Below are 13,165 nucleotides of genomic sequence, written 5' to 3'. Positions count from 1 at the left end.
AGGGCGCGGTCAGCCGATGAGCGGTGCGTGTGTTTCGGTGACCCGGAACCGCCGGCCGCTGACCTCCAACGGCGTGATCCGGACGAACCGGTTCTTCTCCGTCGACGACCACGGGTAGAGCGGCAGGGTGGCCAGGTCCTCCAGCTCGTCGGGGTCGGTGACCTCGCTGGCCCGCCCGTGGACGACGACGCTCCAGGCCCGCCCGGACAGGTCGTCGTAGGCGTCGGTCTCCAGGGCCACCTCGTGGTCCAGCACGGTCGCGGCCAGCTTGGTGCCCTCCGCGGTGCGGAACAGCACCGACTCCCCGTCGATCGCGAAGTTGACCGGGAAGATCTCGATCCGGTCGCCGACCCCGAAGGCCAGCCGGCCGACCTCGACCGTGCACATCAGGTGCCAGCACGTGCTCACGCTCAGCTCTTCCATGACCTGAGCCTGTCGCGGTGGGGGCCCGGCGGTGTAGGGCCGATGGTCCCGACGCCCTCAGGCCGTGCGCCGCGCCGCCTGTCCGGCCTGCCAGGTGCGGTACCCGCCGTCGAGGTTGACCGCGTCGAAGCCGTGCTGGCGCAGGAGTCGCGCGGCCACGTGGCCCCGTTGCCCGACCGCGCAGTGCACCACGAGACGCCGGCGCGGCAGCTCGTCGAGCCGGCCGCGCAGTTCGTCCAGCGGCACGTTGCGCGCCCCCGGAATGCCCCCCGCGGCGTGCTCGGCCGCCGTCCGGACGTCGAGCAGCTCGGCCCCGGAGGCCAGTTCGGACTCGAGCTCGTGCCACTGCAGGGTGCACTCGCTGCCGGCCGCCAGGTTGTCGGCGATCATCCCGAGCATGTTGACCGGGTCCTTGGCCGAGCCGTACTGAGGGGCGTAGGCGAGCTCAAGATCGGCGAGCTGGGAGGCCCGCAGGCCGCCGCGCATCGCCGTGGCGATCACGTCGATGCGCTTGTCCACCCCGCGGCCGCCGACGGCCTGCGCGCCGAGGATGGCGTCATTGTCCGCGTCGACCAGCAGCTTCAGCGACATGGGTTCCGCGCCCGGGTAGTAGCCGGCGTGGTCGCTCGGGTGCGTGTGGATGGCGCGGTACGGCCGGCCGGCGGCCCGCAGGCGCTTCTCGTTCCACCCGGTCGAGGCCACCGTCATCCCGAACAGCCCGACCACGGCCGTGCCCAGGACGGGGGTCGCCGCCGTCGAGCGTCCGGTGATCACGTCCGCCACGAGGCGACCGTGCCGGTTGGCGGTCTGGGCCAGCGGGACGGACGTCGCCCCTCCCGTCACGACGTCCTGCTTGCAGGCGACGTCGCCGACGGCGTAGACGCGCGGCGCGCTGGTGCACTGCCGGGCGTCCACGAGCACGCACCCGTTCGGCCCCAGCGCCAGCCCCGCCGCCCGGGCGACACCCGAGTTCGGGCTCACCCCGACGGCCAGGATCACGACGTCGGCGCCGAGCGTGCTGCCGTCGCTCAGGACGACGTCGTCGTCGCCGATCTTGTCCAGGGCCGTCCCGACGCGCACCGCCACCCCGTGCGACTCCAGACGGGCCTGGACGGGCGCCGCCATCTCGGGGTCAAGCGGGGCCAGCAGCTGGGGAGCCGCCTCCACCACCGTTACGGAAAGCCCTCGCTGGTGAAGGTTCTCGGCCAACTCGAGGCCCACGAAACCCCCGCCGACGATGACGGCCGTGCGCGGCGCCGTCCCGTCGTGGCCCGGCGCGAGCGCCGCGACCAGGGCGTCCACGTCGTCCAGGTCGCGCAGGGTGTAGGCCCGCTCGGCGCCGGGCAGGGGCGGCCGGACCGGGTCCGCGCCGGTGGCCAGGATCAGGTCGTCGTACCGCTCGACCGCAGACGTGCCGTGCTCCAGGTCGCGCACCGTCACGGTCTGCCCGACCGGGTCGAGCGCCACCACTTCGTGCCGGACACGCACGTCGAGGGCGAACCGGGCGTGCAGGCTCTCCGGCGTCTGGAGCAGGAGAGCCTCGCGGTCGGAGATGACCTCGCCGACGTAGTAGGGCAGGCCGCAGTTGGCGAAGGAGACCGCGGGCCCGCGTTCCAGGACCACGATCCGCAGGGACTCGTCGTCCCGGCGCAGGCGGGTGGCGGCCGACATGCCGGCGGCCACGCCGCCCACGACGATCACGGTGCGCGGTTGCGAACTCATCGCCGGAACCACTTGAGCGGTGAGCGGTCTCGGGACGGCGACGGCGCGTTGCGCTCGCAGGTGCACCGCTGCGACGCCGGGACGTTGCGCATCACGGCGTCGACGTGCTGCCCGCACCCGGCCCAGGTGGTCTTCCCGCAGCGGCGGCAGGTGACGGCTCGACACATGGTTTGAACCTCCTTTCGGATACCCCCCTGGGTATCGCGGCACCTTGAGGATCACATACCCCAGGGGGTATCTTCAAGTCATGCAGCTGCCTGACGAAGCGACCCGCCCCGTGCTCGCCCGGCTGCGCCGTGCGCACGGGCAACTGGCCGGGGTCATCCGGATGGTCGAGGAGGGGCGCGACTGCGAGGACGTCGTCACGCAGCTCGCGGCGGTGAGCAAGGCGCTCGACCGGGCCGGGTTCGGTCTGGTCGCCGCCGGCATGAAGGAGTGCCTCACCCAGGAGGAGGGGGAGGCGGCGCTCGACGTGGGGAAGCTGGAGAAGCTCTTCCTGGCTCTGGCCTGAGGCGGCGACCGCGGCGACCGCGGCGACTCAGCCGCCGGTGGCGCCGCCCGGCGTCCAGAGCTTCGGCGGGGCACTGGTGCCCGGGAACAGCAGGTCGACGAAACGCTCGGCGGTGGGCTGCGGTTCGTGGTTGGCCAGCCCCGGCCGCTCGTTGGCCTCGATGAAGACGTAGTCGGGCCCGTCGGGCACGGGAACCATCAGGTCGAGCCCGGTGACCGGGATGTTCAGGGCCTCGCTGGCCCGGATGCAGGCGTCGGCCAGCACCGGGTGCAGGTGCGCCGTGACGTCGTGGATGGTGCCGCCCGTGTGCAGGTTGGCGGTGCGCCGCACGGCGAGCACCTCACCCTCGGGCAGCACCTCCTCGAGTTCGTGCCCGGCGTCGCGCACCACGTCCCGGGTGTTGGCGTCGAGCGGGATGCTGGACTCACCGCCGGTGGCGGCCTCGCGGCGCCGGCTCTGCCGTTCGATCAGCTCCTCGACCGTGTGCACGCCGTCGCCGGTGACGGACGCCGGGCGCCGCACCGCCGCGGCCACCACCTGGTGATCGATGACGATCACCCGCAGGTCGTCGCCCGGGGCCAGCTCCTCGATCAGGACCTCCGAGCTGTACCGGCGCGCCTCGGCCACCGCGTCGGACAACCGGACCGGGTCGCTGACGCCGACTGTGATGCCTTGCCCCTGTTCACCTCTCGTGGGTTTCACCACCACGGTGCCCACCTCGGCCAGGAACCGCGCGTCGTCCTCGTCGCCGCTCGCGTCGCGGGCCCGCGGCACCCGCAGCCCCGCCGCCGCGAGAATGCGTCGGGTGATCCGCTTGTCGTCGCAGCGGAACATGGCCACGGCCGTGGTCAACTCGGACAGGGACTCCACGGTGACGATCGAGCGGCCCGCGTGGGTCAGGCGTAGCTCGCCGTTGACCGGGTCGATCACCTCGACCCGGATGCCGCGCCGCATGGCCTCGTCGGCGATGATCGTGGCGTAGGGGTTCAGCGACTCGTAGCCCTCGGGCAGCGAGGCCACGAAAAGGCGCTCGTTGATGGGGTTCTTGCGCTTCACGCAGAGCGTCGGCGTACGTTCGAAGCCGAGCCGCTCGTACAGCCGGATGGCGCCGGTGTTGTCGGCCAGCACCGACAGGTCGAGCCACCGACGGCCCCGGTCGGCGAGGCGGTGCGCCAGATCGAGCAGCAGGGCCTGTCCGGTACCGGGCGGGGCCAGGTTCGGGTCGACGGTCAGGCACCACAGCGACGACCCGTCGTCGGCCTGCTCGACCGGGGCGCCGCCGGCCGCGAAGACCGCGACGTGGTCGACCCCGGTGATCGTGCCGACCAGTTGCCCGCCGGCGAGTTCGGCCACCAGGTGCACGAATTCGGGCGTCGCGGCGTTCTCGACCAGCACGTCCACGGGTGCGGTGACCATGCCGTTACGCGCGTAGATGCCGTTCACGACCTCGGCGTCGGCCTCGTCGCGCAGCAGCCGGATGGTCAGGCCCGGCACCTCGCCGTCGTCGGGGTCGGCGGCCAGGGGCAGCGCCAGCCGGTAGGTCAGCGAGGGGTCGATGAACAGCTCGTCGGGGCGGCGGGAGACGAGGACGTGCGGGTCCTCCAGGTACATGCAGATGTCCCGGGAGCCCTCCATCTCGTCCCGCAGGACGTCCGCCGCGTCGCTCGGGTCGGCGAACGTCTGGCCGAAGACCAGTCGCCCCCACCCGCAGTCGAGGACGACGCCCGCCCCCTCCGCCGGCCGTCCCCCGTCGTCGGTGGTCACCACCGGGTCGCCTCCCGGACCGACCCGCTCCCGGCGTCTCGGTACGCGACCGGCGCCGGCGGTCGGATTCTCTTCCGTATCAGTGGATTCCATGGGTCTGCAGCCACATCTCCAGGAGGCCGAGCTGCCACAGCTTGTTCCCCTGCAGCGGGGTCAGCTCGGCGTTCGGGTCGGCGAGCAGGGTGTCGACGTACTCACGCCGGTACAGGTCGCGGGCCCGGGCGGCCGGGTCGCTGAGCGCGTCCCGGACCCGGTCGAGCAGCTTGCCCTCGAGGTGGGTGAGGCCCGGCACCGGGAAGTACCCCTTGGGCCGGTCGATCACCTCCCAGGGCAGCACCCGGCGGCCGATCTCCTTCAGCACGCCCTTTCCACCCTGGGCCAGTTTCAGCTCGGCGGGGCAGCTCGCGGCCAGCTCGACGAACTCGTGGTCCAGGAACGGCACCCGGGCCTCCAGCCCGTGCGCCATCGTCATGTTGTCGACCCGCTTCACGGGGTCGTCGGTCAGCATCACCGTGGTGTCGATGCGCAGCGCCGCGTCGATCGCGGAACCCGCGCCGGGCCGGGCGAAGTGGGCGGTCACGAACTCGCGGGCCGGGTCGCCCGCCGCGACCCAGGCGGGGTTGAGCACCTCGGCCAGCCCGGCGGCGTCCCGGTCGAAGAACGCCCGACCGTACGTGTCGACGGCCGCGTCCGGCGCCGCCGAGGCCATCGGTGGGTACCAGTGGTAGCCGCCGAGGATCTCGTCGGCCCCCTGCCCCGACTGGACGACCTTCAGGTGCTTCGCGACGGCCTCGCTGAGCAGGTAGAACGCGACGCAGTCGTGGCTGACCATCGGCTCGGCCATCGCGTGTACGCACGACTCCAACGGCTCGACCAGGTCGCGGGCGTTGACCTTGATCTGGTGGTGGTCGGTGCCGAACCGCTGCGCGACCAGGTCGGAGTACGAGAACTCGTCGCCCGAGCGGCCACCGACGGCGTCGAACCCGATCGAGAACGTGGCCAGGCCGGTCTGGCCCTGGTTGGCCAGCAATGCCACGACCAGGCTGGAGTCGAGCCCGCCCGAGAGCAGGACGCCGACCGGCACGTCGGCCACCATCCGCCGCTGCACCGCGGTGGTGAGCGATTCGAGAAGTGCGTCCTGCCAGTCCTTCTCGGTCCAGCCGGCGTGGGCCGGGTTCCGCTCGAAGGAGGGCGACCAGTACGTCCGCTCGCGCACCTCGCCGCCGGGCTCGTAGACCCGGACCGTGGCCGGGGGCAGCTTGCGCACCCCGGTCAGGATCGTGCGCGGCGGCGGCACGATCGAGTGGAAGCTCAGGTAGTGGGCCAGCGCCACCCGGTCGATCGAGGTGTCGACGTCACCACCGGCCAGCAGCGCGGGCAGGGTGCTGGCGAACCGGACGGCGGTCGGCGTCTCGGCCAGGTAGAGCGGCTTGATGCCCAGCCGGTCGCGGGCCAGGACGACGCGACCCGAGTCGCGCTCGACCAGGGCGATCGCGAACATCCCGATCAGGTGGTCGACGAAGTCGTCCCCCCACTCGACGTAGGCCTTGACCACGACCTCGCTGTCACCGGTGGAGAAGAACCGGTGGCCCAGGGCGGCCAGCTCCGCCCGGACCTCCTGGTAGTTGTAGATGCAGCCGTTGAACACTCCGGTCACACCCGCGGCCGAGTCGACGATCGGCTGCCCGCTGGCCGCCGACAGATCGATGATCCTCAGCCGCCGGTGAGCGAGCGCCACCCGTCCCTGTGACCAGGCGCCCCCGTCGTCGGGGCCGCGGTCGTTCATCGTGTCCGCCATGCGTTCCACAGCGGCGACATCGGCGCGTGAACCGTCCAGACGGACCTCTCCAGCTAGTCCGCACATGACCATGAATCCTGCCAGAGGGGCCTGAGACCTGCCCGTCGGCGAGGCGCCGGCCGAAAATCGCGTGGCATTGTCGGACCCGGTCAGTAGCTTGTGACCGTGGCCACGACGACGTCCTCCATGACCATCCGAGCCAGCGCGCTGGTCCGCACGTACGGGTCGGTCAAGGCCCTGGACGGGCTCGACCTGGAGGTGGCCGAGGGCACCGTCCTCGGCCTGCTGGGCCCGAACGGCGCGGGCAAGACGACGACCGTGCGGGTGCTGACCACCCTCCTGAAGCCCGACTCGGGCTCCGCCGAGGTGGCCGGGGTCGACGTCCTGAGACAGCCCGGCCGGGTGCGCGAGCTGATCGGCGTCTCGGGCCAGTACGCCGCGGTCGACGAGTACCTGACGGGCCGCGAGAACCTCGAGCTGGTCGGCAACCTCTACCACCTCGGCCGGCGCCGGGCCCGGGAGCGGGCGGGCGAGCTGCTGGCCCAGTTCCGGCTGGAGGACGCGGGCGACCGGCCGGTGAAGACGTACTCGGGCGGCATGCGTCGCCGGCTCGACCTGGCCGGTGCCCTGGTGGCCCGCCCGAAGGTGCTGTTCCTCGATGAGCCGACCACGGGCCTCGACCCGCGCAGCCGCAACGACATGTGGCAGGTCATCGCCGAGCTGGTGGCCGACGGCGCGACCGTGCTGCTCACCACCCAGTACCTGGAGGAGGCCGACCGGCTGGCCGACCTGATCGTCGTCGTCGACCAGGGGCGGGTCATCGCCCGGGGCACGGCCGACGAGTTGAAGGCCCAGGTCGGCGGCGAGGTGATCGAGCTGGTCGTCGGGTCCGCGGACCAGGTGCCGGTGGCCACCGAGGTGCTCGAGCGGGTCGGCCGGGGCGCCGTCACCACCGACCCCCACACGCGCAAGCTGTCCGTCTCGGTGGAGGGGTCCTCGACCGGTGCCGCAGCGCTGGTCGAGGCCCTCACGGCCCTGGGCGAGCGGCAGGTCGACGTGCTCGACGTGGCGGTGCGGCGCCCGACGCTGGACGACGTCTTCCTCACCCTGACCGGGCACGTGGCCGAGGAGTCCCGAGCCGGCTCCCCGCAGAAGGAGGTGGTGGCGTGAACGCGCTGCGACTGGGCCTGGTCGACGGGGTCTCCGTCTTCCGCCGCAACCTGATCAAGATCCGCCGGGTGCCCGACATCCTGGTCTTCGCGACCCTGTCGCCGATCATGTTCATCCTGCTGTTCGGCTACATCTTCGGCAGTGCCATCGATGTGCCGGGGGTCGGCTACCGCGAGTTCCTGGTGCCCGGCATCTTCGTGCAGACGGTTATCTTCGGCGCCACGTTCACCGGGGTCAGCCTCGCAGAGGACCTGCAGAAGGGCATGATCGACCGGTTCCGCACGCTGCCGATGTCCCGTTCGGCGGTCGTCCTCGGGCGCACCGCGGCCGACGTCGGCATCAACGTCGTGACCGTGGTGATCATGGGCCTCACCGGCCTGGTGATCGGCTGGCGCATCCGCACCTCGGTGCTCGAGGCGCTCGGCGGGTTCGTGCTGCTGCTCGCGTTCGCCTACGCCATCTCGTGGGTCATGGCGTCGGTGGGGCTGGCCGCGCGCACGGTCGAGGTGGTGAACAACGCCAGCTTCATGGTGATCTTCCCGCTGACGTTCGTCGCCAACACCTTCGTGCCGCAGAACAACTTCCCGGCCGCGGTGAAGTGGGTCGCCAACTGGAACCCGGTCTCGGCGGTCACCCAGGCCGGGCGTGACCTGTTCGGCAACACCAGCCCGGCGCTACCCACGCCCGACGTCTGGTCGCTGCAGCACCCGGTGCTCTACTCGGCGCTGTGGATCGTCGCGATCCTCGCGGTGTTCGTGCCCCTGTCGATCGCCCAGTACCAGCGGGCGGCGACGCGCTGACGCCGCGCCCGGTCCGCGCTCAGCCCCGGTACGGCTCGGCCTTCAGGATCTTCACCGGTACCTGCTTGCCGTTCGGCGCGGTGAAGCTGACCTCGTCGCCGACCTTGTGGCCGAGGATGGCCGACCCCAGCGGGCTCTTCTCGCTGTAGACGTCGATCTCCGTGCCCTCGGCGGCCTCGCGGCTGCCCAGCAGGAACAGCATTTCGTCGCCGAACATGTCGACGGTGACGACGGACCCCGCAGCGACCGTCCCGTCGTCGGGGGCGGCCTCACCGACCTGGGCGTTCTCGAGCAGCTGCTTGAGCACGCGGATGCGCGCCTCGCGCTTGCCCTGCTCCTCCTTGGCGGCGTGGTACCCGCCGTTCTCGCGCAGGTCGCCTTCCTCGCGAGCGAGCTCGATCTTCTTGGCGATCTCGACCCGGCCCTCACCCGAGAGGTACTCCAACTCGTTCTTCAGCCGGTCGTAGGCCTCGTTGGTCAGCCAGGTGACGGCGTCGCTCGTGTCGGTCACGGCTCGCTCCAATCATTGTGTCGGCGGCCGGTGAACCACCACCGACCGCCGGGTGTTTCGCGTGCTCTGAGGGGATACCCCATGTGACATGCAGAAACGACAAGCCTAGCGGGATCACCGGAAAGGACAAGCCGTCACAACAGCGCACAGCCAGTGACGGTCACGGAGTTGGCCCGTTCGCTCGTCGGCAGCTGGGCGGTCACCTGGACCCGGCGCTCGCGGGCCGGGCCGACCGTCACGTCCTTGCGGCCGATCTCCGTGTGCAGCACGTTCTGCGCCTGCACGGTGCACGCCGCCCGGGTGGCGGCCGGCACTCGGCCGGCGAACCGGACCCGGAAGGTGATCTGGGCCTGGCCGTCGGAGATCACCGAGAACCCGACGTCCTGGTAGGAGATCTCGGGGTCACCGACCCGGACCGCGGTCCAGCCCAGCCAGGCCACCAGGGCCACGGCCAGGACGACGCCGCTCACCACGAGCCGCCGGTAGCCACCCGGGCGGCGGCCGTACCGGGCGCCCAGGTCGGTGGCGGGGGCGGCCGGGGAAGGGGCCGTCGGTGAGTCGGTCACGGGACCATCATCCCCGGCCCGCCGCTCCGCCGTCCCGGCCCCCCACCCCATCCCCGTTGATCATGCGCAAACGCAGCATGACGCCGTTGATCATGCGCAAACGCAGCATGACGCCGTCGATCATGCGCAAACGCAGCACAGGCTCGTCGGCGTCTGAGGAGGCCCGGTGTTTCCGGCCGTCGATCCATGTGGGCACGGTGTGACACCGCGCCCACCGGACGAGCACTGTGTGACACCGTGCCCATGGACGGTCGGACCGTCGAGCGCCCGGACCAGTGGCACCTCGATGAACGTCGCCGGCCCGGCATTTCGCGACCTGGACAGGTGGACCCTGCGTTTGTGCATGATCGACGGGGCGGTGCTGCGTTTGCGCATGATCGACGGGGCGGTGCTGCGTTTGCGCATGATCGACGGGGAATGGGGGCGGGGCACGGGTCGCTGAGTACCCGAGGACGGGGATCGGGAATGATGGTCGGCAGTGGGCGGCCCCGCGGCTGCCATCCGAAGGAGGACGAGCTGGTGGCCCAGCAACTGCGGCTGATGGCGGTGCACGCTCACCCGGACGACGAGTCCAGCAAGGGTGCGGCGACCCTGGCCCGGTACGTGGACGAGGGTGTCGAGGTGCTGGTGGTCAGCTGCACCGGCGGCGAGCGCGGTGACATCCTCAACCCCCGGCTGCAGGGGAACGCCGACATCGAGCGGGACATGGCCGAGGTGCGCCGCAAGGAGATGGCCGCCGCCGCCGAGGCCCTAGGCGTGCAGCACCGGTGGCTGGGCTTCGTGGACTCGGGGCTGCCCGAGGGTGACCCGCTGCCGCCGCTACCGGACGGCTGCTTCGCCCTGGAACCCCTGGAGACCGCCAGCGCCCCTCTGGTCAAGCTCGTCCGTCAGTTCCGCCCGCACGTGATGACCACATACGACGAGAACGGCGGTTACCCGCACCCCGACCACATCATGTGCCACAAGGTCTCGATGGAGGCGTTCGAGGCGGCCGGCGACCCGACCCGCTACCCGGGCCCCGACGAGCCGTGGCAGCCCCAGAAGCTCTACTACGACCGGGGTTTCAGCACCAAGAAGATGTTGACGTTCCACGAGGCGCTCCTGGCCCGGGGGCTGGAGTCGCCGTTCGCCGACTGGATGAAGCGCCGCGAGGAGTGGGCCGAGAAGATGGGCCCCGAGCCGGAGATCACCACCCAGGTGAACGTGGGGGCGTGGTTCGAACGGCGGGACAAGGCGCTGCTGGCCCACGCCACGCAGATCGACCCCGACGGCTGGTTCTTCTCGATCCCGCTGGAGATGCAGCGCGAGCTGTGGCCGACCGAGGACTACCAGCTGGCCCGCAGCCACGTGCAGACGACGCTGCCGGAGGACGACCTGTTCGCCGGCATCCGTGAGGAGGAGTCATGACCGTCGGGCTCAACGCCGCGCTCTGGCTGGCCGACGTCCAGCAGAAGACCCCGCCGGACGACAAGGTGACCCCCGGGCTGATCGGGTTCCTGGTCACGTTCGGGTTGGTGATCGCCGTGATCCTGCTGATCCGCAGCATGGTCACGCACGTGCGCCGGGTGCAGTACAGCCCCGACCCGACCCGGTCGCCCGAAGCCCCGAAGGGCCCGGACGAGCCTCAGTCCTGAGCAGTCTCCCCGGCTGAGGCCAGCGCTCCGTGCCCCTGGAACGAGGCGGGGGAGTCGTCGTCCCCCAGGTCGCCCGCGGCCGCCGCGGCCGACGACCCGCCGTGCGGGTGGGCCATCCCCTGGATCAGCCGGTCGCGCTGGGCGATGACCTCGGAGACGGCGGCCAGGAACCGCTCGGTGCTCTCACCGGGGGCCAGGTCGCCGAAGTAGAACTGGCGCAGCTCCTGCCGTGAACTCAGCCGCTGGTCGCTGTCCAGGCGGGCGGCCACCGTCGCGCCCAGGGTGGCGATCGTGCCCGCGTCGATCACATCGCAGGCCGCGCTGATCGGCGCGTCCACCGCGAGCAGGTCGCGGTCGTTGCGCCGGTCGGCGATGAACAGCGGCTTCTCGGTGCGCAGGTAGAGGAAGTCGAGACCGATGCTGGACACGTCGGTGACCATCGCGTCGGCGTGCCCGAAGAGGGCCAGCGTGTTGCCCTCCATGGACGACGTGTGCCCGGCGCCGGGGTCGCGGCGGTCGGCCGCCTCCAGCAGCCGGAGGATCTCCTGGTGCCCGGCCGCCACACCGGGGTCGGTGCTGGTCAGGACCCGCGGGTGCGGCCGGTAGACGAGCCGGACGTCGGGCAGGTCCAGCAGCTGGGACACGATCGCCGGCCCGTACACGTCGACGGACGTGTAGTTGTTGAAGTCGTTCTCGCCCTCCCACGTGGGCGCGTACATCACGGTGCGCCGGGTGGTCGGCGGCAGCTGCGGCGGGAAGGTCAGGTCGAGCTGGGGGCGCCCGACGCGCACGAGCTTGCGCTGGTCGAAGTCGATCAGTGCGGCCGCGTGCCGGCGCTCGGCGGCCTCACCGGCCACGAACACCCGGTCGTAGGACTTGGCCTGGTTGGAGACCATGCTGACCTTGTCGCTCTCGCCGTGGTTCACGTGCACGTGGAGCATGGTCGAGACGGCCAGCGACTGGAAGTTCGCGACGCCGTTGTTGACGTAGATGGCGACCTTGGGCTCCAGCTCGTCGTACAGCTCGAGCAGGTCGGCCAGCCGGCGCACGTAGACCGACGGGATGAAGGTGCGGGCGCGCAGGTCGAGCAGCGAGTCCATCTTGCGCAGCGCGATCAGCACCTGGTGCCGCTTGTGCAGCTCGGCCAGCACGGGCAGCCACTGGTCGAGCTGGTACAGCTTCCGCGGGTCGTCGGCGAAATAGACGATCACCTCGGCCGCGGGGGCCGGGCCGGGCGGCTCGCGGTCGACGCGGTTGGCCGCGCGGGCCAGCCGGCGCCGGGCCCGCTGCTTGTTCCGCACGGCGTTGGCCATCGCGGCCGCGGTACCCCGGTTGGGGGACCGGAGGAAGTTGGACACCGTCACCGGCACGTACATCGCGCTGTTGCCCTCGCCTGATTCTCGGACTGTCGGTCGGAGGCCCCCGGGTGGAGTTTGCCAGGTCAGCCGTGCAGCTGGTTGGCCCGGGCCAGATCGTCCTCGAAGTCGACCTCGACCACGAAGTGCTCGGAGATGTCGACGGGGAGGATCCTGACCCCGTCACGTTCGATCGCGAGCTCCAGGCCACGCTCGAAGTAGTCCTGGTCGTCGCACTCGGCCAGCCGCTCGACGAACGCGGCCTTGTCCCGTTCGGAGATGTAGTTGATGCCCACGGCCTCGCCCAGCCCGCCGACGACCTGCTTCGACAGGGCGTCGATGAAACCGTCGCCGCCGAGGGTGTACTTGACCTCCTCCTCGGCGACCGAGGCGGTGTTGACGCAGACGAAGCTCTGGTCGCCGCCGATCCGGTCCGCGATGCCCTCCAGGACACCCTTGTCGAACACGACGTCACCGTTCATCCACAGCACGCCGCCCTCCCACGTGCTGCGCAGGCCCTTCAGCAGGCTCTTGGAGGTGTTCGTCTCCGAGTAGACCTCGTTGTAGACGAACAGCGCGTCGGGGTGCGCCTCCATGATCAGGTCCATCTTGAACCCGACGATCACGGTGATCCGCACGTCCGGCCCGAACGCGTCCCGGACGCGCTGGAACTGCTGGGCCATGATCGTCTGGCCCGTCTCCAGCTTGGTGAGCGGCTTCGGGTGCGGCCGGCCGAGGCGCGTCCCCATCCCGGCAGCGAGGATGATCACCTGTGCGGTCACGCGTACTCCTTGAGATCTTTTCTTCGTGTTCACCGGCCCGTCGTCGGGGCCGTTGATGCCATCGTGCCAGCATTGGCACGAGTTATGCGGTGTGCCATGTCTCAGTGACATCAGCCCTCGACAGTATTC

The 13,165-nt window shown here is 71.0% G+C and carries 16 protein-coding genes; 6 read left to right on the top strand and 10 right to left on the bottom strand.

The features are described 5' to 3' along the window. Positions 1 to 9 precede the first annotated feature (9 nt). Genes ACIB24_RS16190 through ACIB24_RS16180 form a run of 3 tightly spaced genes read right to left on the bottom strand, consistent with a single transcriptional unit; the run spans position 10 to position 2,312 of the window. Complete coding sequence (locus ACIB24_RS16190; protein WP_398282486.1) at positions 10 to 423, bottom strand: pyridoxamine 5'-phosphate oxidase family protein; 414 nt, start codon at positions 421 to 423, stop codon at positions 10 to 12. A 57-nt stretch (positions 424 to 480) separates the two neighbouring features. After that, entirely contained in the window at positions 481 to 2,145 is a 1,665-nt protein-coding gene (locus ACIB24_RS16185; protein ID WP_398282484.1) for an FAD-dependent oxidoreductase, read from the bottom strand. After that, entirely contained in the window at positions 2,142 to 2,312 is a 171-nt protein-coding gene (locus tag ACIB24_RS16180) for a hypothetical protein (RefSeq protein ID WP_398282482.1), read from the bottom strand. Before ACIB24_RS16180 ends, ACIB24_RS16185 begins: the two co-directional genes overlap by 4 nt. 80 nt (positions 2,313 to 2,392) lie before the next feature. On the opposite strand from ACIB24_RS16180, the gene ACIB24_RS16175 reads away from it, so the two are divergent. Then, complete coding sequence (locus ACIB24_RS16175; protein WP_398282480.1) at positions 2,393 to 2,656, top strand: metal-sensitive transcriptional regulator; 264 nt, start codon at positions 2,393 to 2,395, stop codon at positions 2,654 to 2,656. Between the two features lie 27 nt (positions 2,657 to 2,683). On the opposite strand, the gene ngg is transcribed toward ACIB24_RS16175, so the two are convergent. Together ngg and ACIB24_RS16165 are read right to left on the bottom strand one after the other, a co-directional pair. Next, positions 2,684 to 4,513: an N-acetylglutaminylglutamine synthetase gene (gene ngg, locus ACIB24_RS16170; RefSeq protein WP_398282478.1), complete on the bottom strand. Its 1,830-nt coding sequence runs from the start codon at positions 4,511 to 4,513 to the stop codon at positions 2,684 to 2,686. Continuing rightward, positions 4,500 to 6,284: an N-acetylglutaminylglutamine amidotransferase gene (locus ACIB24_RS16165; RefSeq protein WP_398282476.1), complete on the bottom strand. Its 1,785-nt coding sequence runs from the start codon at positions 6,282 to 6,284 to the stop codon at positions 4,500 to 4,502. The genes ngg and ACIB24_RS16165 overlap by 14 nt, the downstream gene beginning before the upstream one ends. A 120-nt stretch (positions 6,285 to 6,404) precedes the next feature. Here ACIB24_RS16165 and ACIB24_RS16160 point away from each other — a divergent pair, with 120 nt between their 5' ends. Both ACIB24_RS16160 and ACIB24_RS16155 read left to right on the top strand, forming a co-directional pair. After that, positions 6,405 to 7,388: an ATP-binding cassette domain-containing protein gene (locus tag ACIB24_RS16160; protein WP_398282878.1), complete on the top strand. Its 984-nt coding sequence runs from the start codon at positions 6,405 to 6,407 to the stop codon at positions 7,386 to 7,388. Beyond that, on the top strand, positions 7,385 to 8,188 hold the full coding sequence (locus tag ACIB24_RS16155; protein ID WP_398282474.1) for an ABC transporter permease: 804 nt from the start codon (positions 7,385 to 7,387) through the stop codon (positions 8,186 to 8,188). The genes ACIB24_RS16160 and ACIB24_RS16155 overlap by 4 nt, the downstream gene beginning before the upstream one ends. A 19-nt stretch (positions 8,189 to 8,207) precedes the next feature. Here the strand turns inward: ACIB24_RS16155 and greA are convergent, their stop codons facing one another. The 3 genes from greA to ACIB24_RS16140 form a co-directional block, all read right to left on the bottom strand. Continuing rightward, entirely contained in the window at positions 8,208 to 8,699 is a 492-nt protein-coding gene (greA, locus tag ACIB24_RS16150) for a transcription elongation factor GreA (protein WP_398282472.1), read from the bottom strand. A 134-nt stretch (positions 8,700 to 8,833) separates the two neighbouring features. Further along, a complete protein-coding gene (locus ACIB24_RS16145) occupies positions 8,834 to 9,265 on the bottom strand; it encodes a DUF4307 domain-containing protein (RefSeq protein WP_398282470.1) in 432 nt (143 codons plus the stop codon). Between the two features lie 7 nt (positions 9,266 to 9,272). Then, a complete protein-coding gene (locus ACIB24_RS16140; protein WP_398282468.1) occupies positions 9,273 to 9,461 on the bottom strand; it encodes a hypothetical protein in 189 nt (62 codons plus the stop codon). Positions 9,462 to 9,551: 90 nt separating this feature from the next. Between ACIB24_RS16140 and ACIB24_RS16135 the strand changes: the two genes are divergently transcribed. The 3 genes from ACIB24_RS16135 to ACIB24_RS16125 all read left to right on the top strand — a co-directional run bounded on the left by ACIB24_RS16135 (position 9,552) and on the right by ACIB24_RS16125 (position 10,899). Then, complete coding sequence (locus tag ACIB24_RS16135) at positions 9,552 to 9,707, top strand: hypothetical protein (protein WP_398282466.1); 156 nt, start codon at positions 9,552 to 9,554, stop codon at positions 9,705 to 9,707. Between the two features lie 77 nt (positions 9,708 to 9,784). Further along, positions 9,785 to 10,672 carry a mycothiol conjugate amidase Mca gene (mca, locus tag ACIB24_RS16130; RefSeq protein ID WP_398282465.1) on the top strand — a complete coding sequence of 296 codons (888 nt, stop codon included), beginning with the start codon at positions 9,785 to 9,787 and terminating at the stop codon, positions 10,670 to 10,672. After that, positions 10,669 to 10,899, top strand: coding sequence for a hypothetical protein (locus tag ACIB24_RS16125; protein ID WP_398282463.1), 231 nt, complete (start codon positions 10,669 to 10,671; stop codon positions 10,897 to 10,899). Before mca ends, ACIB24_RS16125 begins: the two co-directional genes overlap by 4 nt. On the opposite strand, the gene ACIB24_RS16120 is transcribed toward ACIB24_RS16125, so the two are convergent. Continuing rightward, complete coding sequence (locus tag ACIB24_RS16120; protein WP_398282461.1) at positions 10,890 to 12,275, bottom strand: CDP-glycerol glycerophosphotransferase family protein; 1,386 nt, start codon at positions 12,273 to 12,275, stop codon at positions 10,890 to 10,892. The two genes, ACIB24_RS16125 and ACIB24_RS16120, sit on opposite strands and share 10 nt — an antisense overlap. Before the next feature lie 65 nt (positions 12,276 to 12,340). Continuing rightward, positions 12,341 to 13,036 carry a phosphocholine cytidylyltransferase family protein gene (locus ACIB24_RS16115; RefSeq protein ID WP_398282460.1) on the bottom strand — a complete coding sequence of 232 codons (696 nt, stop codon included), beginning with the start codon at positions 13,034 to 13,036 and terminating at the stop codon, positions 12,341 to 12,343. Positions 13,037 to 13,165: the final 129 nt, after the last annotated feature.

It is taken from the genome of Spongisporangium articulatum (assembly GCF_044465595.1).
GTDB lineage: Bacteria > Actinomycetota > Actinomycetes > Actinomycetales > Kineosporiaceae > Spongisporangium > Spongisporangium articulatum.
The sequence above is the reverse complement of the archived record's forward strand: the minus strand, read 5'-3'. Positions and strand labels throughout refer to the sequence as shown.

Bases quoted from the DNA above. Each gene is read 5' to 3' on its own strand.
- ACIB24_RS16190 (WP_398282486.1), bottom strand. From the start codon at position 423: ATGGAAGAGCTGAGCGTGAGCACGTGCTGGCACCTGATGTGCACGGTC.
- ACIB24_RS16185 (WP_398282484.1), bottom strand. From the start codon at position 2,145: ATGAGTTCGCAACCGCGCACCGTGATCGTCGTGGGCGGCGTGGCCGCC.
- ACIB24_RS16180 (WP_398282482.1), bottom strand. From the start codon at position 2,312: ATGTGTCGAGCCGTCACCTGCCGCCGCTGCGGGAAGACCACCTGGGCC.
- ACIB24_RS16175 (WP_398282480.1), top strand. From the start codon at position 2,393: ATGCAGCTGCCTGACGAAGCGACCCGCCCCGTGCTCGCCCGGCTGCGC.
- ngg (WP_398282478.1), bottom strand. From the start codon at position 4,513: ATGGAATCCACTGATACGGAAGAGAATCCGACCGCCGGCGCCGGTCGC.
- ACIB24_RS16165 (WP_398282476.1), bottom strand. From the start codon at position 6,284: ATGTGCGGACTAGCTGGAGAGGTCCGTCTGGACGGTTCACGCGCCGAT.
- ACIB24_RS16160 (WP_398282878.1), top strand. From the start codon at position 6,405: ATGACCATCCGAGCCAGCGCGCTGGTCCGCACGTACGGGTCGGTCAAG.
- ACIB24_RS16135 (WP_398282466.1), top strand. From the start codon at position 9,552: ATGAACGTCGCCGGCCCGGCATTTCGCGACCTGGACAGGTGGACCCTG.
- ACIB24_RS16125 (WP_398282463.1), top strand. From the start codon at position 10,669: ATGACCGTCGGGCTCAACGCCGCGCTCTGGCTGGCCGACGTCCAGCAG.
- ACIB24_RS16120 (WP_398282461.1), bottom strand. From the start codon at position 12,275: ATGTACGTGCCGGTGACGGTGTCCAACTTCCTCCGGTCCCCCAACCGG.